We start from the raw sequence: 19277 nt of genomic DNA, 5'->3' as shown, positions 1-19277 counted from the left end.
TCAGCCGAAGAACCAGTAGCAGACGCCGATCGATGCCAGGACGCCGGCCGCCTCGGCCACCAGCGCGCAGCCGACCGCGTGCCGCGCACGCCGGATGCCGACGGCGCCGAAGTACACCGCGAGCACATAGAAGGTGGTCTCGGTGCTGCCCTGGATGATGGCGGCCAGCCGTGCGGCGAAGCTGTCGACGCCCTGGCTCTTCATGGTCTCGATCAGCATCGCGCGCGCCGCGCTGCCCGAGAAGGGCTTCACCAGTGCAGTCGGCAGCGCATCGACGAAGCGCGTGTCCCAGCCGGTGCGCATGGCCAGCCAGCGGATGCCTTCGAGCACGACGTCGAGCGCGCCCGAGGCCCGCAGCACGCCGACCGCGCACAGCATCGCGATCAGGTAGGGAAGCAGGTTCTTCGCAACGTCGAAGCCTTCTTTCGCGCCTTCGACGAAGTGGTCGTACACCGGGATGCGCTTCACCGCGCCGGCCAGGAGGAAGCCGACGATCAGGCCGAACAGCACGAGGTTGCCCAGCAGCGACGAGAGTGCCGCCAGCGCGGCGGCCGAGAGCGTTGCCAGCAGCGCCATGAAGCCGCCGAGCGCCAGCGCACCGGGCAGCAGGTAGGCCAGCACGACCGGGTCCCACAGGCGCAGCCGCTGCATCAGCGCGACCGACAGCAGTCCGGCGAGCGTCGATGCGCTGGTGGCCAGCAGGATCGGCAGGAACATCAGCGTCGGATCGGCCGCGCCCTGCTGCGCGCGGTACATGAAGATCGTCACCGGCAGCAGCGTGAGCGACGACGCGTTGAGCACCAAGAACAGGATCTGCGCATCGGTGGCGCGCGCCGGCTCGGTGTTGAGCGTCTGCAATTCGCGCATCGCCTTCAGGCCGATCGGCGTGGCTGCGTTGTCCAGCCCCAGCGCGTTGGCCGCGAAGTTCATCGTGATGAGCCCGAGCGCCGGATGGCCCGCGGGCACGCCCGGCATCAGCCGGCTGAACAGCGGCCCGAGCAGCCGTGCGAGCCAGGCCACCAGCCCGGCCGCCTCGGCGATGCGCAGGAAGCCGAGCCACAGCGTCAGCGTGCCGAACAACAGCACCATCACCTCGACGCCGAGCTTCGCCATGGCGAACAGGCTGTCGACCATCGCTGCGAACACGCCGGCGTCGCCGCCGACCAGCCAGCGGCCCAGCGCCGCGAGCGCCGCCACCAGGAAGAAGCCGAGCCAGAGTCCGTTGAGCATGGCGTGGCCTCAGGCACCGGCCGGCGCATCGGCGTCGGTGGCCAGCGTGGCGTCCACCAGCGCCTTCACGAAGGCCTTGTTCAGCCCCTTGAAGCCGAACTGCAGCCGGTAGAAGATCGTGCCGTAGATCTGGTCGTAGAGCGCTTCGGGCGGGCGGCTGGCCCGGATGCTGCCGTCGCGCTGGCCGCGGCGGATCACGCCGATGCCGAGCTTGCGGCGGATGCTGAGGTAATGCGCCACGAAGAGTTCGGTGTTGCCGTGCTCGGCCATGCATTCGGCCAGCACCGCCAGCTGCACGCGGCCGAGATCGCCCTGCAGCGCCGCCACATAACGCTGCGCGTGCGCATGGATCGCCTGGGCCGGCGGATCGGTTTCGGACAGCGGCAGCACCATCGTCGTCTGGCGCAGGAACGCGTCGATCAGCAGCTCCAGCCGGCTGGGCCACCACTTGTAGATCGTCATCTTCGACACGCCGGATTCGGCGGCGATCGCCTGGATCGTGGCGCCGCGCAGCCCGACCGTGGCGCTCAGCCGGTAGGCGGCGTCCAGCACCGCCGTGCTGGCGGTCTCGGAGCGAGGACGGCCGCGGCGGCGTGCGGCACCATCGGCCGGCGCCGCGGTTGCAACGGCCGTGGCCTTGGAAACCTGGGGAACGAGTCGGACGGGTGTGGCGAGCGGGCGTGTCATGGCGGCATGCTGGAAGAGTGACCGATCATCGCCGAAGCCTGCGGCGAAAACCGGGACGTGAAACTACGCAATGGCACGCTTGTTGCGTGCGGCATTTTCAATTACTGTACGACACGTATAGTTTAAAAATACCGATCGCCCACACGATGTCCACGACGACCGTTCCCGCCGACAACGCCCTGCCCGAGGCCGGCACGGGCGTCTTCCACGCCGGCAGCGTCGTGCTGCAGTCGGGCCGCACCTTCCGCAACATGTCGATCGTCTACAAGACCTTCGGCACGCTGAACGCGGCGCGTTCGAACGTGATCGTCTATCCGACCTCCTACTCGGCGCAGCACCACGACACGCAGTCGATGGTGTGCGAAGGTGGTGCACTCGACCCGTCGAAGTACTTCATCGTGATCCCGAACCTGTTCGGCAACGGGCTGTCGAGTTCGCCGTCGAACACGCCCTGGCCCGACGTCGGTACGCGCTACCCCGACGTGACCTATGCCGACGCGGTGCAGGTCCAGCGCCGCATGCTGGCCGAGCTCTGGGGCATCGACCGCGTGGCGCTGGTCTATGGCTGGTCGATGGGCGCCATGCAGGCCTACCACTGGGCCGCGCTGTTCCCGGACGCGGTCGAGCGCATCGCGGTGGTCTGCGGCTCGGCGCGCTGTGCGCCGCACAACCGGGTGTTCCTCGACGGCGTGCGCCACGCGCTGACGGCCGATGCGGCCTACCGCGACGGGCTCTTCACCGAGCGGCCGGTGCGCGGGCTGCGCGCCATGGGCCGCATCTACGCCGGCTGGGCGATGTCGCAGACCTTCTACCGCGAGGAGCTGTGGCGCAGCCTGGGTGCGTCGTCGCTCGAGGACTACCTCGTCACGTACTGGGAAAGCAACTTCGCGCGGCGCGATCCGGTCGATCTGCTCGCGCAGCTCTGGACCTGGGAGCACGGCGACATCAGCGCCAACGCGCTGTACGGCGGCGACCTGCCCAGGGCGCTGGCCGCGATCCGCGCGCGCACGCTGCTGATGCCGGGCGACCACGACCTCTACTTCCAGGTCGACGACAACCGGCTCGAGATGCAGCATCTGCAGAACGCCGAACTGCATCCGATTCCTTCGGTCTGGGGCCACCGTGCGGGCAATCCGTCGGACCGGCAACCGGAGGACCGGGCCTTCATCGACCACCATGTGAAGGCCTTGCTCGCCGCATGACGACGCTTCCGCAACACGCCACGCGACCGGCCTCGTCCGATGTCGCCGAGGCCGCCGATGTCGTCGACGCAACCGCCCCGCGTGCGCCGCGCGCCACCGACAAGCCCGCCGCGTTCCGGCTCAAGGCGAAGGACCTGATGCCGCTGTCGGTGCGCAGCAACGGGCCCGCCGCACGGCGCGCCCTCGGACATCTCGGCGCGATCGGCATCGCCGCATGGGCGCTGTGGCAGCTCCGCGGAAGCCCGTGGGCGCTGGCGCTGGTGCCGCTGCTCGGCTACTTCATCGCCTTCCTGTTCAACGCGCTGCACGAGACCGCGCACCAGACGCCGTTCCGCACGCGTTTCTGGAACTACGCGATGGGCCACCTGGCCGGCTTCGCGATCGGGCTGCCCTACGAGTACTACCGGCTGTTCCACTGGGACCATCACCGCTTCACGCAGGACCCGGCGCGCGATCCGGAGCTCGCCATGCCGCTGCCGGCCACGCGGGCCGGGCTCGTCTGGTATTGGTCGGGTGTGCCGACCTGGATCGGGCGTGCCCGCATGCTCTTCATGCACGGCGTGCGCGGCGTCGTGCGCGCGCCCTGGGTGCCCGAAGCCAGGCGCGCGCTGGTGGTGCGCGAGGCACGCTGCTACCTGCTCGGCTACGCCGCCGTGGCCGCGCTGTCGATCGCGACCGGCTCGCTCGCCGCGCTGTGGCTCTGGCTGCTGCCGCTGGCCGTCGGCCAGTGGTTCCTGCGGCCGTACCTGCTGTCGGAGCACACCGGCTGCGCCCACACGCCGGACATGCTCGAGAACACGCGCACCACCTACACCAACGCCTTCGTGCGCTTCTTCGCATGGAACATGCCCTTCCATGTGGAGCACCACGCCTATCCGGCCGTGCCCTTCCATGCGCTGCCGCAGCTCAACGCGCTGCTGGCGGACCACATCACGAACACCGAGAACGGCTACCCGGCATCGACCGCGGCCGTGCTCCGCCATCTGAACGCCCTGGCCGTGCGCCGCGCCGAGGGCACCGACCTCCTCACCGAAAGCAAATGACATGAGCGCACTCTCGATCGACGGCGACCGCCTCTGGGCCAGCCTGATGGAACTGGCCGGCATCGGCGCGACACCCGCGGGCGGCGTCTGCCGGCTCGCACTGACCGATCTCGACCGGCAGGGCCGCGAACTGGTGATCCGCTGGGCACGCGAGGCCGGCTGCAGCATCCGCGTCGACCGGATCGGCAACATCTTCGCGCGCCGTCCGGGCCTGGACGACAGCCTGCCCGCGGTCGCGTCCGGCAGCCACATCGACACCCAGCCGACCGGCGGCAAGTTCGACGGCAACTACGGCGTGCTCGCGGTGCTGGAGGTGTTCCGCACGCTGAACGACCACGGCGTGCAGACCCGCCTGCCGCTCGAGATGGCGATCTGGACCAACGAGGAGGGCTCGCGCTTCGTCCCGGTGATGATGGGTTCGGGCGTCTATGCCGGCGCCTTCACGCTCGAGTCCGCGCTGGCGGCGACCGACCGCGACGGCATCAGCGTCGGCGGCGCGCTCGAGGCCATCGGCTACGCGGGCGCGGAGCCGGCCGCCGTGTCGGCCGGCGCACCGCGCTTCGCCGCGTACTTCGAGGCGCACATCGAACAGGGCCCGGTGCTGGAGGACGCCGACGTGGTGATCGGTGCCGTCACCGGCGCGCTCGGCCAGCGCTGGTACGACGTGACCGTCACCGGCCAGGAAGCGCATGCCGGCCCGACGCCGATGGCGCTGCGCCGCGACGCGCTGCAGGCGGCGGCCGGCCTGATGCAGGAGACGGTGGCGATCGCGCTGCGCCATGCGCCGCACGGGCGCGGCACGGTCGGCGTGGTCGACGTGTTCCCGGCCTCGCGCAACGTGATCCCGGGCCGCGTGAAGTTCACGGTCGACCTGCGCAACATCGACGACGCCTCGCTGTCCAGCATGGACGCGCAGATCCGCGCGGCCTGCGCGGAGGTGGCGGCACGCACCGGCACGACCGTCGACATCCAGCAGGTCGTGTACTTCGCGCCTACGGCGTTCCCGATGGTGGACGGCGTGCGGCAGGGCGCCGCGGCGCGCGGCTACAGCTGCATGGACGTGGTCAGCGGCGCGGGCCACGACGCGGTCTACGTCGCCAGCCAGTTGCCGGTCGGCATGATCTTCGTGCCCTGCAAGGACGGCATCTCGCACAACGAGATCGAGGACGCCAAGCCCGAGCACCTGACCGCGGGCTGCAACGTGCTGCTCGACGCGATGCTGCTGGCGGCCGCATGACAGCCTTGCCAGCCACCGGCGAGCGTGTCGTCCACGGCACCTGTCCGCACGACTGCCCCGACACCTGCGCGATGCTGATCACCGTGAAGGACGGCGTGGCCACCAAGGTGCGCGGCGACCCGGCACATCCGACCACGCAGGGCGTGCTGTGCACCAAGGTTTCGCGCTACCTGGAGCGCACCTATAGCCCCGATCGCGTGCTGTACCCGATGCGAAGGGTCGGCGCCAAGGGACCGGGGCAGGGCCGCTGGGAGCGCATCGGCTGGGACGAGGCGCTCGACACCATCGCAGAGCGCTTCAAGGCGATCGCCGCCGACGACCCGCAAGCCATCCTGCCGTATGCCTATTCGGGCACGCTGGGGCTGGTCCACAACTTCGGCATGCCGCGGCGCTTCTTCCACCGGCTGGGCGCGTCGCTGCCCGAGCGCGTGCTCTGCGCCACGGCCGGTCGCACGGGCTACAACACCGTGGTCGGCGCGCAGATCGGCACCGACATCACGCACTTCGCGGATGCACGGCTGATCATCCTCTGGGGCACCAATCCGATCACGTCGAACCTGCACTTGTGGACCCGCATCGCCGAGGCGCGCCGCAAGGGCGCCAAGGTGATCGCGATCGACCCGTACCGCTCGCAGTCGGCCGAGAAGTCCGACTGGCACCTGGCGCCGCTGCCCGGCACCGACGGCGCGCTGGCCTTCGGCCTGATGCACCTGCTGATCCGCGACGGCCTGATCGACCGCGACTACATCGACCGCCACACGCTGGGCTTCGACGCGCTCGCGGCACGTGCCGCGGACTTCACGCCGGAGGTGGTCGCCGGCATCACCGGCCTGGCGGTGGACGACATCTGCCAGCTGGCGAAGGACTACGGCAGCGAGCCGCTGTCGGCGATCCGCATGAACTTCGGCATGCAGCGCCACGCGGGCGGCGGCAACGCGGTGCGCGCCATCGCCTGCCTGCCCGCACTCACCGGCGCCTGGCGCCATGCCGCGGGCGGCGTGCTGCTCGACAACGCCGGCGCGCATGCGGTCGACCTGGCGGCGCTCGACGGGCGCCACCTGCTGCCCGACCCGCCGCCGCGCACCGTCAACATGGCGCAGATCGCGCAGGCGCTGACCGAGCTGAACGACCCGCCGCTGAAGGCGCTGTTCGTCTATGCCTCCAACCCGGTGGCGGTGGCGCCGAACAACGGTCTGCTGCGCCGCGGCTTGCTGCGGCCCGACCTGTTCACGGTCGTGCACGAGATCTTCCTGACCGACACCTGCGACTACGCCGACATCGTGCTGCCGGCCACCACGCAGCTCGAGCAGTTCGACGTGCACCGGCCTTACGGCACGCTGTACACGATGCTCAACGAGCAGGCGATCGCACCGCTCGGCGAGGCCGTTTCCAACGCCGAGCTGTTCCGCCGGCTGGCGGCGCGCATGGGCTTCGACGAGCCCTGCTTCCGTCAGAGCGATGAGGAGATCGCGGCCGAGGCGCACATCCCCACGGCCGCGGTCAACGCCTCGCTCGACTTCGACGTCCTGCGGCGCGACGGCTGGCAGCGGATCGACGTGCCGCTGCACTACGCGCCCTTCGCCAACGGCAATTTCCCGACGCCGTCCGGCCGCTGCGAGTTCGAAAGCGCGAGCGCTGCCGCCCAGGGCTGGAGCGCGGTGCCGGAGTTCATCCCACCGCGCGAATCGGCGCTGGGCGACCCCGCACTCGCGCAACGCTTTCCGCTGATGCTGCTCACGCCGCCGGCGCGGCATTACCTGAATTCGAGCTTCTCGGCCGTCGAATCGCTGGTGCGCGACGTCGGCGCGCCGTGGGTCGACATCCATGCGGCCGACGCGGCGGCGCGCGGCATCGCCGACGGCGATCGGGTGCGCGTCTTCAACGCACGCGGTGCCTTCGAAGCCGATGCACGCGTCGGCGACAAGTCGCGCAGCGGCGTGGTGGTCGCGCCGTCGATCTGGTGGCTGAAGAAGTCGGCCGACGGCGAGAACGCCAACGCCGTGACGTCGGATGGCCTGACCGACATCGGCCGTGGCGCGACGTACTACGACACGGCGGTCGAGATCGAACGGGCCGGCTGAACGGCGCGAGACCGCCAGGTCCGGTCGTTCAGGCCGTCAGGCGCTGGCGGGCGTGTCCAGCCGGCCGTGGATGCGGCCCGAATGGCCGGGCTCATACAGCGTGCCTTGCGGCCGGCGCGGCTTTTCCTGCGTCTGCTGGCGGTCGGCCTGTTTGGCGGCCATGCGATCGCCGAGCCACGGAACGATCTTCGCGATCGCGGTGTTGAAGCTGGACATCGCGCCGACCTTCAGGTCGCGGCCGCCTTCGGTCGCCGCCTTCAGGATGGTCTCGGCGACCTGCTGCGGATCGATCATCGGATCGGGCAGCTTGGGCTCGTTCTCGAGGTAGTTGCGTGCGTTGTTCGGGAAGGGCGTGTTGACGGCGGTCGGCTGGATCAGCGTGACCGTGACCGGGTTGCGCGCCACATCCTCGACCTCCACCCGCAGCGCATCGGTGAAGCCTTTCACCGCATGTTTGGACGCCGAGTACATGCCCTGCAGCGGCACCACGGCATCCGACACCTCGCTGCCGAGATTGATCAGCGCGCCGCCTTCCAGCTTCAGGTAGGGCAATGCAGCCAGGGAACCGTTCACGATGCCCCAGAAGTTGGTGTCGAAGACCTTGCGGTTGTCTTCCTCGCTGACCTGGTCGAGCCGGCCATAGACGGAAACACCGGCGTTGTTGATCCACGTGTCGATGCGGCCGAATTCGGTGATCGCGATGCGTGCGACCTCGTCCATCTGCGCGCGGTCGGCCACGTCGGCCACCGCGGCGATCGCCGTGCCGCCGTTCGCGGCGATCTCGGCGACAAGTTGTTCGAGGACGTCGCCGCTGCGTGCCACCAGCACCAGCCGCGCGCCGCGTTCGGCTGCGAGCTGCGCCGTGCACAGCCCGATGCCGCTGGACGCACCGGTCAGCACGATGATCTGTTGGTCGAGGGGCCTGAGATGGCTTGCCATGTGTCTGCTCTCCTTGGGAATCGAATGCCCGCCATTTCGGGCCGGCGCTGCATGGCAGGGTGTGGCGCCGGGGCGGAACGGCCTGTAGGGCAATGGCAGTCGATGTGGTCGGTCGGCGCGCAAGCGGGCCAGGCGAAATGGCGCGGTCGCCGGCCTTTCGCATGCCGTAGCGACCATGGAAATTTAAACGAACCAGTGTTTATTGCGACCAGTTGGTCTTAATTTGATCGCAATGGTTGTTTGAAGACGAGGCGGACTAGAATCGGCGGATGAACACCGTAGCGCCCCCGAAAAAAGTCTCCTTCAAGGCGCAGATGCATATGGCGCGCGAGGAGGCGATCGTCCAGACGGTGAACCGGCTGCTTGCCGAAAAAGGCTTCGAGTCGATGACCGTGGATGAAGTTGCCGCGTCGGTCGGCATCGCCAAGGCCAGCCTCTACAAGCATTTTCCGAGCAAGGAAGACCTGGCCGCCGCCGCGATGGTGCGCATCATGCAGCGCACGCAAGACATGCTGGCGTCGCTGCCGCCGACCGACCCGCCGCTCGCCAAGCTGCGCGCCGTGGTCCGCTGGACGATGGAAGTCCAGCTGCAGGGCGAGATGCCTTCGCTGCCGCACCAGAACTCCACGCTGCGCGCGGCATTGATGAACAACCGGGCCTATCTCGATCGCCTGATGGAGGTCAGCGACACGCTCGGCGGCTGGATCCAGGCTGCGCAGACCGATGGCACGATGAGCAGCAAGCTGCCGCCCGTCGTCGTGCTCTACACGCTGTTCGCCCGCGCCTGCGATCCGGTGGTGGAATTCCTCAAGGCCGGCGGCCTGTACAGCGACGCGCAGATCGTCGACTTCGTGCTCATCAGCTGCTTCGAAGGCCTCGCCGCCCGCTGAGGTTCGTCGGTTCCAGAAGCGCGGAACCGGCTCTGCCGGGCCGCTGGTGGTCAGTCCTTCACATGGGCAAAGTCGACCAGCTTGGCGTACTGCGCCATGTCGTCGCGGATCAGCCGGCCCAGGTCTTCCTTGCCGGTCGCGATGACCGAACCCGACTCCTCGATGCGCCGGCGCACGTCCGGCTGCTGAAGCACGGCCTGCAGCGCCAGGCCGAGCTTCTGCGTGATCTCGGGCGGCATGTTCTTCGGGCCAGCCAGCGCGAACCAGCCGGTCAGCACGTAGTCCTTGAGCGCCGGATGCTCGGCCAACGCCGGCACGTTGGGCAGCAGCGCGATGCGCTTGGCGCTGCTCACGCCCAGCGGGTAGAGCCGACCGCTCTGGATGAAGGGCAGCGCGGCGGTCGGCGAGATGATCGCCAGCTCGATGTTGCCGCCGGCCAGGTCGCTGGTCAGCGGCGCCACGCCGCGGTACGGGATGTGCGTCATGAAGATGCCGGCGCGCTGCTTGATCAGTTCGCCAGCGAAGTGCAAGGTCGAGCCGACGCCCGAACTGCCGTAGCTGAACTTGCCCGGGTTGCGCTTGGCCGTGTCGATGAATTCGCCGAGCGTCCTGACGCCGGCCTTCGGGCCCGCCACCAGCAGCACCGGCGCCGTGGCGATCAGGCCGATCGGCGTCAGGTCCTTCTGCGGATCGTATTTCTGGGCGCGGTTCACCAGGCCTGTGGCTGCCATCTCGTTGCTGGAGCCGACCAGCAGCGTGTAGCCGTCCGGCGCGCTGTTGACCACGCGCTGCGCGGCGATCGCACCGGCCGCGCCGCCCTGGTTGTCGACCACCACCGGCGTCTGCAGCTTCGCGCCCAGCGCGTCGGCCACCACGCGCGCCGCCATGTCCACCGAACCGCCCGGCGGGTAGCCGACCACGAAGCGGATCGGTTTGGTCGGATAGTCGCTCTGCGCTGCGGCCCAGGGCGCGGCGAGTGCCAGCACCGTGGCGGCGATGGCACGGCGGCGCGAGATGGCGCGGCGGGAGGAGCGGGAAGACGGCGTGGGGCAGGACATGGTGAGGCGAGGGGAGGTGAAGAAACTCAGCTGGCGCGCCCGGGCGCCAGGAAGCGCTGCGCCAGCTTGACCCAGTAGGTCGAGGCCAGCGGCAGGCATGCGTCGTTGAAGTCGTAGCCGGGGTTGTGCACCATGCAGCCGCCGCTGCCATGGGTGTCGCCGACCCCGTTGCCGATGATGAGATAGCTGCCGGGGCACTTTTCCAGCATGAAGGAGAAGTCCTCGCTGCCGGTCAGCGGCTGCAGGTCGGCGATCACGCCGTCCTCGCCCAGCCAGTCGACGGCGACCTGGCGGGCGAAGTCGGTGCAGGCCACGTCGTTGACCAGCGCCGGATAGCGCCAGCGGTAGTCGATGTCGGCGCGCACGCCCAGCGTCGCGGCCTGCGCCGCCACCAGTTCGGTGATGCGCTCGCGCAGCATGGCCCGCACTTCGGGACGGTAGGCGCGCACCGAAAGGCGCAGCTCGACCTTGTCGGGGATCACGTTGGGCGCGTCGCCCGCGTGGATCGCTCCGACCGAGATCACGGCCATGTCGCGCGGATCGACGTTGCGCGACACGATGGTCTGCAGCGCCAGCACGATGTGCGCGGACGCCACCACCGGGTCGGCCGACAGGTGCGGCGCCGAGCCGTGGCCGCCGCGGCCCTGCACGGTGATCAGCACCGTGTCGGACGACGCCATGAAGGAGCCGCCCTTGAAGCCGAACTGGCCGGTCGGGAAGCCGGGCATGTTGTGCAGCGCGAAGATCGCGTCGCACGGGAAGCGGTCGAACAGGCCGTCCTCGATCATCTTGCGGCCGCCGCCCAGGCCTTCCTCGGCCGGCTGGAAGATCAGGTGCAGCGTGCCGTCGAAGCTGCGCTCGGTCGCCAGATGGCGCGCCGCGGCCAGCAGGATCGCGGTGTGGCCGTCATGGCCGCAGGCGTGCATCTTGCCGGGGAAGGTGCTGGCATAGGGCACGCCGCTGGCCTCGTGGATGGGCAGCGCGTCCATGTCGGCGCGCAGTCCGAGCACGCGCGGGCCGTTGCCGAGCTTGAGCGTGCCGACCACGCCGGTGCCGCCCAGGCCGCGGTCGACCGCATAGCCCCAGTCGGCCAGCCGTTGTGCGACCAGGTCGCTGGTGGCGAATTCCTCGAAGGCGAGTTCCGGGTGCGCGTGCAGGTGATGGCGCAGCGCCACCATGTCCTTTTCGATCGCGCGGATGCCGGGCAGCACCGGGTCTGCGCTGGCGGCGCCGGTGGTCTGGGTGTCGCGTTCGATGGTGCTGGTCATGGGCTTGTCTTGCTGCTGTGGTTGTGGCCGCGAGTCTAGGAAGCGGCGCCGCGCTGCGGCAGACAGGCGGCGCCTCGGGCCGCACAGCAGCGCCTGTCTTGCGGGCGATACCCGGCTCGGATAATCGGGCGCCATGAAGCTGCACCAGATCCGCTACCTCGTCGCAGTGGCCGCGCATGGCAGCATCCGGGCCGCCGCGCGCGGACTCGGCGTGACGCAGGCGGCCGTGACGCAAGGCATGCGCGAGCTGGAGGCCGACTGCCGGCTCGCGCTCTTCACCCGCCACACCGGCGGCATCGGCCTGACCGAGGCCGGGCGCGACCTGCTCCAGCATGCGCAGCGCATCCTCGATCAGTTGCAGCAGGCCGAGCAGGAGCTCGCACGGCACCGCGGCGCCGGCGCGCCGCAGCGGCTGTCGATCGGCATCACGCCGTGGGTGGCGCAGACGCTGCTGGCGCGCTCGCTCGCGCCGTTCCGCGCCGAGATGCCGCACGTGCAGCTCGAGTTCTTCGACGGCTTTTCGGCCCTGGCCTACCCGAAGCTGCGCGAAGGCAGCCTCGACCTGATGATCGGCCGCATCGCCGCGCCGGACGAGCTCACCGGTCTGCAGGCCGCGCCGATCTTCACCTACGAAGCCACCGTGATGGCGCGCGCCGGCCATCCGCGGGCGGATGCAACCAGCATCCATGCGCTGCTCGATGAGGACTGGTTGCTCAATTTCGCGCCCGACGGCGAGAAGGAGCTGATGGAACAGTTGTTCGGCCAGCATGGCGCCGCGGTGCCGCACCACCGCATCCATCTCGCGCAGTCGGCCTCGCTGATGGTCACGCTGGTACAGCAGACCGACATGCTGACCTTCTGCCCCTGGCCGCTGGTGGAGACTGCGGCGCTGCGCGGGCGCATGGTGGCGCTGCAGCTGCGCGAGCGCTTCGCGCCGCGCACGGTCGGCGTGATCCGGCGCAGCCACGAGACGCCGTCGCCCGCGGCCCAGCGCTTTCTCGCGCATTTCATGGCGGCGGTGCACGCCAGCGCGGCGTCGGACGACCCGGAGTTGCGGCGTGTCTTCTATTCGCTGGACGTGCAGGCGTCGGCGCCGTGAGCGGACGTCAGTCGGTGCCGGGCACGCGCACGCAGCATTGCGGTGCAAAGCCGACCTGCTCGTCCTTCTGCGCGTAGCCCAGCGGATTGGCCAGCACGCGGCAGCGCCATGGCTCCTGACCACCCGCGTCCGGCGTTCCGCTCACGACATAGTCGTTCGGGCAATGCAGATGGCCGTGCAGCCACAGCACCGCATGCGGCAGCAGATCGTCGAGGTCGTTGCAGAAGCCGGCCGTGCCCGGCGTCAGCCCGTAGCGCGGGTCGGCACTGCGCAAACTGGGCGCGAAGTGAGTGATGGCTACGGTGGGACCGCTGAACGGTACTTGCAACGCCTCGCGCAGCCATTGCTGGCATTCCAGCGCCAGCGCACGGATGCCGTCGGCCAGCACATGTTCGCCGTCGCGCAGCGTCGAGTTCTTGCGCAGGTAGAAATTCGCCGCGCGGAAGGCCTTGTCGCGCTGCTTCAGCAATTCGGCGAGGCGCTTGCTTTCCGGCGCCGCGTCGGTGGCCTGGCGCGCGAGCGCGTCGAAGTCGCTCCACAACGTGGTGCCGACGAAGCGCACGCCGTCGATCACGACCGTCTCGCGCTCCAGCCAGGTGATGCCGAGCCGCTCGCACTGGGTGCGCAGCCGCGCATGCGTGTCCTCGAAGGGCAGCTTGTCGTATTCATGGTTGCCCGGCACGAAGAGCACGTGCTTCCATGGGCCGCCGCGTGGCGCGAACTGCGACAGGCCGAAGTCGTCGCCCACCAGCCGCGAGCCCTGCTGGTAGGAGCCGATGTCGCCCGCCAGCACCAGCACGTCGGCGCCCGGTGCGGGCTGCGCAACGAAATCCGGTTGCGTTTCGAGGTGCAGGTCCGACATCAATTGAAGCTTCATGCGGGAAAGTCTAGCCGCGTGCCATCGGCCGCCGATGGCTCCTGGAAGGCAAAGCGGGGTGCGGTCAGCAGGATGAGGTTATGTGCATCGCACATAAAGATCGCGTTGAAAGATAGGGGATAACCCTTAATCTTCAGTCATCACCTCCTCCAGCGCGGAAAGGCCGCGCAAGACCATGTTCAACCTTCTTGCCCAACTGACCCGCTTCTTCTCTTCCGCTGCCGACACGACGCCCGACAGCCCGGCTTCGCTGCTGATGGAAAGCGCCGACGTCCGCGCCGGCCATGACGCCCACGACGCACAGGAATTGCGCGTTGCCGCCAGCGCCTGGCTGCGCGTCGTTCGCTGAAAGACCTTCGCTGCTAGAGCGCGGGCACCGTTTGCTCGCGCAACGAACGCGCGAAGGCCGCGGCCGCCGAGCGCACCAGCGCCGCCCGCAGCCATTCGTGCGCATGCCCGTGCTGGGCGCGCCGGTGCCAGACGGCATCCACGTGCACCAGGGGCTGATCGAAGGGCAGGTCGCGCAGCACCAGTTGCGAGTCGATGCCGGTCACGCGCACGAAATGCCGCGGCAGCACCGTCAGCAATTCCGAATTGGCGACCACCCGCCCGGCCGTGAAGAACTGGTTCACGGTGACCACGATGCGCCGTTCGCGCCCGAGCGCACTGAGCGTCTGGTCGATGAAGCCATAGGGACGCCCCGAAAAGCTCACCAGCAGATGGCGCGCCGAGCAGTAGGCATCGAGCGTCAGCGGCTGTTCGGCCAGCGGATGGTCGCGCCGCATCACGCAGACGTACTGGCCGACGTACAGGCGTTGCGTCTCGAAAGGCACCGCGACGCCCGACTGCCCGCGTGCCGTCAGGCTGGCGATGACCGCCGGAAAGTAGCCGATCGCCATGTCGGCCTCTTCGGCCTCGAGCAGCGCGCGCGGGTCGCGCGTGGTCAGCGGCACCACGCGGATCGAGATGCCGGGCGCCTCGGCCTCGGCGATCTGCACCAGTCCCGGAATCAGCTCCGCCGCGGTGGCGTCGGCCATGGCCAGCACGAAGGTGGTGTCGGCCACGGTGGCGTCGAATTCATTCGGCGCGAGCGTGTGCTGCAGCTGCTGCAGCGCCTCGCGCACCGTCGGCCACAGTGCCAGCGCGCGGGGCGTCGGGTCGACGCCGGCGCCCGAGCGGCGCACCAGCTCGTCGCCGAGCACGTCGCGCAATCGCCGCAGTGCGTTGCTGACCGCCGGCTGCGTGATCGACAGGTTACGGGCGGCGCGCGTCAGGTTGCGCTCCGCCATCACCTCATCGAAGACGCGCAGCAGGTTCAGGTCCAGCGTGCGGAAATTGACGTCCATAAGTCTGATGAATGATATCCATCAGCAAGATAAAGTGGGAAAACACTAGGGTAACCCCTAATATTCGGTCATCGGCTACGGCCAGCAACCCACCAGGGAACACATCATGACCAGCTTCGTACACGTTGAGCAACCTGTCGCACATCCCGGCGTCGCCCGCGCCGAAGCTGCGATCTCCCAATTCACCGCCGCCAGCCGCCGCGTCGACGGTACCCGCGGCCTGGCAGCCCTGCTGCTCGCCGCCGTGATCTCCGCCGCTCTGCTGGTGGCCGATCGCCTGGTTGCCAACGAAGGCAGCCTGCTTGCCCTGTGGGCCACCCTCTGGGTCGTGGCTTTCCTCGCGATCGCGCTGTTCTCCGGTGTCGCGCGCAGCGTCGCTGCCAGCGCCATCGCCGGCTGGGGCGCCTATGCACGTCGCCGCGCCGCTGCCCAGGCCGACGAACGTTTCCTGGCCTACGCCAAGTACGACACGCGCATCATGCAAGAACTGCAAGCTGCCGCGAGCCGTCAGGAAGCCGTTGACGGCGTCGCCTCCCCGGCAGCAGCCGCACGCGGTACCGCCGACGGCGCCGTGCCGACGCTCTACGAAGCGATGCGCCGCGTGAACCTCGGCAAGTACTATTGATCTGCCGCTTCCCCGCTCCGCGCTTCTTGCGGAGCCCATGAAAAAACCGCCCTCGGGCGGTTTTTTCGTTGCTGCGCGGCTGCCGTACTCAGGCGGCCAGGCGTTCTTCGATCGCGGCCTTGGTCGCCGGCAGTTCGGCGGGCAGATGGTGCGCAAGCTGCTGGAACAGTTCGGTGTGCAGCTTCAGTTCGGCCTGCCACGCAGCCTTGTCGATGCTGGTCACGGTGTCGAACTGCGCGGCGCTGAAGTCCAGGCCGGTCCAGTTGAGTTCCTCGTAGCGCGGGCTCACGCCGAAGACGTGGTCGCTGCCCGAGGCCTTGCCTTCGAGGCGGTCGATCATCCACTTCAGCACGCGCATGTTTTCGCCGTAGCCGGGCCAGACGAACTTGCCGTCGGCGCCCTTGCGGAACCAGTTGGTGGTGTAGATCTTCGGCAGCTCGGCGCCCGAGGCCTCGAGCTTCTTGCCCAGGTCGATCCAGTGCTGGAAGTAATCGCTCATGTTGTAGCCCATGAACGGCAGCATGGCGAACGGATCGCGGCGCACCACGCCGGCCTGGCCGGTGGCGGCTGCGGTGGTTTCGGAGCCCATGGTCGCAGCCATGTAGACGCCCTCGATCCAGTCCCGGGCCTCGGTCACCAGCGGCACGGTGGTCGAGCGGCGGCCGCCGAAGATGAAGGCGTCGATCTTCACGCCCTTCGGGTCGTCCCAGGCTTCGTCGAGCGCCGGGTTGTTGGTGGCGGCAACGGTGAAGCGGGCGTTCGGATGTGCAGCCTTGGCGCCGGTTTCCTTGGCGATGGCCGGCGTCCAGTCCTTGCCTTGCCAGTCGATCAGGTGCGCGGGCAGTGCCTTGCCGGCCACGTCCTGCTCCATGCCTTCCCACCAGACGTCGCCGTCATCGGTCAGCGCGACGTTGGTGAAGATCACGCCGGTGTCCAGGCTGCGCATGCAGTTGGGGTTGGTCGTGTAGTTGGTGCCCGGTGCCACGCCGAAGTAGCCGGCTTCGGGATTGATCGCGCGCAGCGAGCCGTCGGCCTGCGGCTTGATCCAGGCGATGTCGTCGCCGATGGTCGTGACCTTCCAGCCGTCGAAGCCGGCCGGCGGCACGAGCATCGAGAAGTTGGTCTTGCCGCAGGCGCTCGGGAAGGCGGCGGCCACGTGGTATTTCTTGCCTTCGGGGTTGGTCACGCCCAGGATCAGCATGTGCTCGGCCAGCCAGCCTTCGTCGCGGCCCATGGTCGAGGCGATGCGCAGCGCGAAGCACTTCTTGCCCAGCAGCGCATTGCCGCCGTAGCCCGAGCCGTAGCTCCAGATCTCGCGGGTTTCCGGGTAATGGACGATGTACTTGGTCTTGTTGCAGGGCCAGGCGACGTCCTTCTGGCCAGCCTCGAGCGGCGCGCCGACGGTGTGGACGCAGGGCACGAACTCGCCGTCGGTGCCGATCACGTCATAAACCGCCTTGCCCATGCGCGTCATGATCTTCATGTTGACCGCGACGTACGGGCTGTCGGACAGCTCGATGCCGATGTGGGCGATCGGCGAACCCAGCGGACCCATCGAGAACGGCACCACGTACATGGTGCGGCCCTTCATGCAGCCGTCGAACAGCGGCTGGAGCGTGGCGCGCATCTCGGCCGGTTCCATCCAGTTGTTCGTCGGGCCGGCGTCTTCCTTGTTCGCCGAGCAGATGTAGGTGCGGTCTTCCACGCGTGCCACGTCGACCGGGTCGGAGTTGGCCAGGAAGGAATTGGGGCGTTTGGCCGGGTTCAGCTTCTTGAAGGTGCCGGCGTCGACCAGTTGCTGGCAGAGGCGGTCGTACTCTTCGGTGCTGCCGTCGCACCAGTAGACGCTGTCGGGTTTGCACAGTGCGGCCATGTCGGACACCCAGGCGATCAGCCGGGCATTCTTGACATAGGAGGGCGCCTCAATGGCGATGCCCTTCGTGGTGGGTGCGTTCATGGGATGGTTCCTGGAGTTGAAAAATCGTCTTTTCGAACACCGCTCGGCCACTGAGAGCAGGGTTGGAGAAAACGTCTTCCGACCTTGGGGCGTCCGACATGGCGACAGTCCCGCGAGGCGCTCTGTGCGCGGACCTCGCCAGGCAGCGCACGGCGCGAGGGCGCCGGGCCGCCGTTGCAGCGCCGCGCCTCAGGCCAGGAAGACGGCGATCGATGCCAGCAGCAGCATGAGCACGCCGCCGACGATCGGCAGCACGATCGGCATCAGGGGAACGATCGACTCGACGGCATCCTTTTCGACGATGGCATCGTGACCGGGTTGTACTGGCGTGGGCGTGGACATCGAAATACCTCAAGTTGGCAAGTTGCGTGACATTTTATCGACGGTGCAGATCCGCACCATCAGGGTTCCCGCAGGGGGTCAATGTTGTTCCTCGGCCTCGAAACCGGCAAGCCTCAGCGCCGCGAGCACGTCCGCCAGATGGGCCCGGCCGCGTGTCTGCAGCACCAGCTCGATGTCGACGTTCTGCGCGGCGAGCATCGTGAAGGCGCGCTGGTGGTGCACCTCGTCGATGTTAGCGCCCGCTTCGGCGACGGTCGCCGTGATCCGGGCGAGCATGCCGGGCACGTCGCGCGCGCTCACGCGCAGGCGGGCGAGCCGGCCCGCGCGCACCATGCCGCGTTCGATGATCGCCGCCAGCAGCAGCGGATCGATGTTGCCGCCCGACAGCACCAGGCCGACTTTCTTGCCGCGGAAATGGGCCGGGTGGCGCAACAGCGCAGCCAGCCCGGCCGCGCCGGCGCCTTCGACCAGCGTCTTCTCGATCTCCAGCAGCATCAGGACGGACTGCTCGATGTCGCCCTCGTCGACCAGCAGCAGCTCGTCGACGAGCCGGCCGATGATCTCCTGCGTGATCACCCCTGGCGTGCCGACCGCGATGCCTTCGGCGATCGTGCTCGTGCCCTGCGGGTGCTGCGTGCCCTGAACCGCGTTGACCATCGCCGGAAAGCGCGTGGTCTGCACGCCGACGATGCGGATGTCGGGCCGGCGCGCGCGAGCCGCGACCGCCATGCCGGCGATCAGTCCGCCGCCGCCGACCGACACGACCAGCACGTCGAGGTCGGGCACGGCGTCGAGCATCTCCAGCGCGACCGTGCCCTGGCCGGCGATGATGGCTTCGTCGTCGTAGGGATGGACGAAGGTCAGGCCCTCGCGTTCGGCCAGCTCGTAGGCGTGGGCGCGCGCGGCCTCGAGCGTGTCGCCGTGCAGCACCACTTCGGCGCCGAAACCGCGCGTGCGCTCGATCTTCACGCCGGGCGTGAAGCGCGGCATCACGATCAGTGCCCGCAGGCCGAGGCGCTGCGCGTGGTACGCCACGCCCTGGGCGTGGTTGCCGGCCGACATCGCGATCACGCCCTTCGTCCCGCCCGCCGCCAGGTCGACCAGCTTGTTGCAGGCTCCTCGTTCCTTGAATGAGGCAGTGAACTGGAGGTTCTCGAACTTCAGGAAGACCTGGGCGCCGACGATGTCGGACAGCGTCCGGGATTCGACGCAGGGCGTCGCCAGCAACTGGCCCTGGAGCCGAGTCGCCGCACGCTGGATGTCTTCGATGGCGACCATGGCGGTAATTCCGAGTGAAGTGAGCGGATTTGCAACAACCGTCTTTTTACCCCGGGGGTGTCTTCCCCAACACAAAACTCTGCGTTATGGTCGTGGCGGAATTTCGTCCCTTTAGCTG

Annotated in this window: 18 protein-coding genes; 8 read left to right on the top strand and 10 right to left on the bottom strand. The window is 68.6% G+C overall.

What is annotated here, in order from left to right; translation table 11 throughout:
* Window positions 1-1230: a nucleoside recognition domain-containing protein gene (locus AC07PZ_RS05435; protein ID WP_495294022.1), complete on the bottom strand. Its 1230-nt coding sequence runs from the start codon at window positions 1228-1230 to the stop codon at window positions 1-3.
* Window positions 1231-1239: 9 nt separating this feature from the next.
* A complete protein-coding gene (locus AC07PZ_RS05430) occupies window positions 1240-1917 on the bottom strand; it encodes a TetR/AcrR family transcriptional regulator (protein ID WP_495294021.1) in 678 nt (225 codons plus the stop codon).
* 146 nt (window positions 1918-2063) lie between these two features.
* Between AC07PZ_RS05430 and AC07PZ_RS05425 the strand changes: the two genes are divergently transcribed.
* The 4 genes from AC07PZ_RS05425 to AC07PZ_RS05410 are packed head-to-tail and all read left to right on the top strand — an operon-like array spanning window position 2064 to window position 7480.
* The gene (locus AC07PZ_RS05425) at window positions 2064-3119 is read left to right on the top strand and encodes an alpha/beta fold hydrolase (protein ID WP_495294020.1); all 1056 of its coding nucleotides are present in this window, start codon (window positions 2064-2066) and stop codon (window positions 3117-3119) included.
* The gene (locus AC07PZ_RS05420; RefSeq protein WP_495294019.1) at window positions 3116-4162 is read left to right on the top strand and encodes a fatty acid desaturase; all 1047 of its coding nucleotides are present in this window, start codon (window positions 3116-3118) and stop codon (window positions 4160-4162) included. Before AC07PZ_RS05425 ends, AC07PZ_RS05420 begins: the two co-directional genes overlap by 4 nt.
* A 1-nt stretch (window position 4163) precedes the next feature.
* Window positions 4164-5399 carry a Zn-dependent hydrolase gene (locus tag AC07PZ_RS05415; protein WP_495294018.1) on the top strand — a complete coding sequence of 412 codons (1236 nt, stop codon included), beginning with the start codon at window positions 4164-4166 and terminating at the stop codon, window positions 5397-5399.
* A complete protein-coding gene (locus AC07PZ_RS05410; RefSeq protein WP_495294017.1) occupies window positions 5396-7480 on the top strand; it encodes a molybdopterin-containing oxidoreductase family protein in 2085 nt (694 codons plus the stop codon). Before AC07PZ_RS05415 ends, AC07PZ_RS05410 begins: the two co-directional genes overlap by 4 nt.
* Window positions 7481-7516: 36 nt before the next feature.
* On the opposite strand, the gene AC07PZ_RS05405 is transcribed toward AC07PZ_RS05410, so the two are convergent.
* On the bottom strand, window positions 7517-8419 hold the full coding sequence (locus AC07PZ_RS05405) for an SDR family oxidoreductase (RefSeq protein WP_495294016.1): 903 nt from the start codon (window positions 8417-8419) through the stop codon (window positions 7517-7519).
* Window positions 8420-8688: 269 nt separating this feature from the next.
* Between AC07PZ_RS05405 and AC07PZ_RS05400 the strand changes: the two genes are divergently transcribed.
* A complete protein-coding gene (locus AC07PZ_RS05400; RefSeq protein WP_495294015.1) occupies window positions 8689-9309 on the top strand; it encodes a TetR/AcrR family transcriptional regulator in 621 nt (206 codons plus the stop codon).
* Between the two features lie 50 nt (window positions 9310-9359).
* On the opposite strand, the gene AC07PZ_RS05395 is transcribed toward AC07PZ_RS05400, so the two are convergent.
* Window positions 9360-10367 carry a Bug family tripartite tricarboxylate transporter substrate binding protein gene (locus AC07PZ_RS05395; protein ID WP_495294014.1) on the bottom strand — a complete coding sequence of 336 codons (1008 nt, stop codon included), beginning with the start codon at window positions 10365-10367 and terminating at the stop codon, window positions 9360-9362.
* 26 nt (window positions 10368-10393) lie between these two features.
* Window positions 10394-11635, bottom strand: coding sequence for a M20 aminoacylase family protein (locus AC07PZ_RS05390; RefSeq protein WP_495294013.1), 1242 nt, complete (start codon window positions 11633-11635; stop codon window positions 10394-10396).
* 133 nt (window positions 11636-11768) lie between these two features.
* On the opposite strand from AC07PZ_RS05390, the gene AC07PZ_RS05385 reads away from it, so the two are divergent.
* The gene (locus tag AC07PZ_RS05385; protein ID WP_495294012.1) at window positions 11769-12734 is read left to right on the top strand and encodes a LysR family transcriptional regulator; all 966 of its coding nucleotides are present in this window, start codon (window positions 11769-11771) and stop codon (window positions 12732-12734) included.
* Between the two features lie 7 nt (window positions 12735-12741).
* Here AC07PZ_RS05385 and AC07PZ_RS05380 read toward each other — a convergent pair whose 3' ends face one another.
* A complete protein-coding gene (locus AC07PZ_RS05380; RefSeq protein WP_495294011.1) occupies window positions 12742-13611 on the bottom strand; it encodes a metallophosphoesterase in 870 nt (289 codons plus the stop codon).
* 175 nt (window positions 13612-13786) lie between these two features.
* On the opposite strand from AC07PZ_RS05380, the gene AC07PZ_RS05375 reads away from it, so the two are divergent.
* Window positions 13787-13960 carry a hypothetical protein gene (locus AC07PZ_RS05375; protein ID WP_495294010.1) on the top strand — a complete coding sequence of 58 codons (174 nt, stop codon included), beginning with the start codon at window positions 13787-13789 and terminating at the stop codon, window positions 13958-13960.
* 13 nt (window positions 13961-13973) lie between these two features.
* Here the strand turns inward: AC07PZ_RS05375 and AC07PZ_RS05370 are convergent, their stop codons facing one another.
* Window positions 13974-14957: a LysR family transcriptional regulator gene (locus AC07PZ_RS05370; RefSeq protein ID WP_495294009.1), complete on the bottom strand. Its 984-nt coding sequence runs from the start codon at window positions 14955-14957 to the stop codon at window positions 13974-13976.
* A 106-nt stretch (window positions 14958-15063) separates the two neighbouring features.
* On the opposite strand from AC07PZ_RS05370, the gene AC07PZ_RS05365 reads away from it, so the two are divergent.
* Window positions 15064-15582 (top strand): hypothetical protein, encoded by a 519-nt coding sequence (locus AC07PZ_RS05365; protein ID WP_495294008.1) that lies wholly within the window; start codon window positions 15064-15066, stop codon window positions 15580-15582.
* A gap of 88 nt (window positions 15583-15670) precedes the next feature.
* Here AC07PZ_RS05365 and AC07PZ_RS05360 read toward each other — a convergent pair whose 3' ends face one another.
* The 3 genes from AC07PZ_RS05360 to AC07PZ_RS05350 form a co-directional block, all read right to left on the bottom strand.
* Window positions 15671-17539: a phosphoenolpyruvate carboxykinase (GTP) gene (locus tag AC07PZ_RS05360; protein ID WP_495294007.1), complete on the bottom strand. Its 1869-nt coding sequence runs from the start codon at window positions 17537-17539 to the stop codon at window positions 15671-15673.
* A gap of 189 nt (window positions 17540-17728) precedes the next feature.
* On the bottom strand, window positions 17729-17881 hold the full coding sequence (locus tag AC07PZ_RS05355) for a hypothetical protein (protein WP_495294006.1): 153 nt from the start codon (window positions 17879-17881) through the stop codon (window positions 17729-17731).
* A gap of 78 nt (window positions 17882-17959) precedes the next feature.
* Window positions 17960-19159 carry a threonine ammonia-lyase gene (locus AC07PZ_RS05350; RefSeq protein WP_495294005.1) on the bottom strand — a complete coding sequence of 400 codons (1200 nt, stop codon included), beginning with the start codon at window positions 19157-19159 and terminating at the stop codon, window positions 17960-17962.
* Window positions 19160-19277 lie beyond the last annotated feature (118 nt).

The organism is Variovorax sp. GW821-FHT10B04, assembly GCF_059415645.1.
The sequence above is the reverse complement of the archived record's forward strand: the minus strand, read 5'-3'. Positions and strand labels throughout refer to the sequence as shown.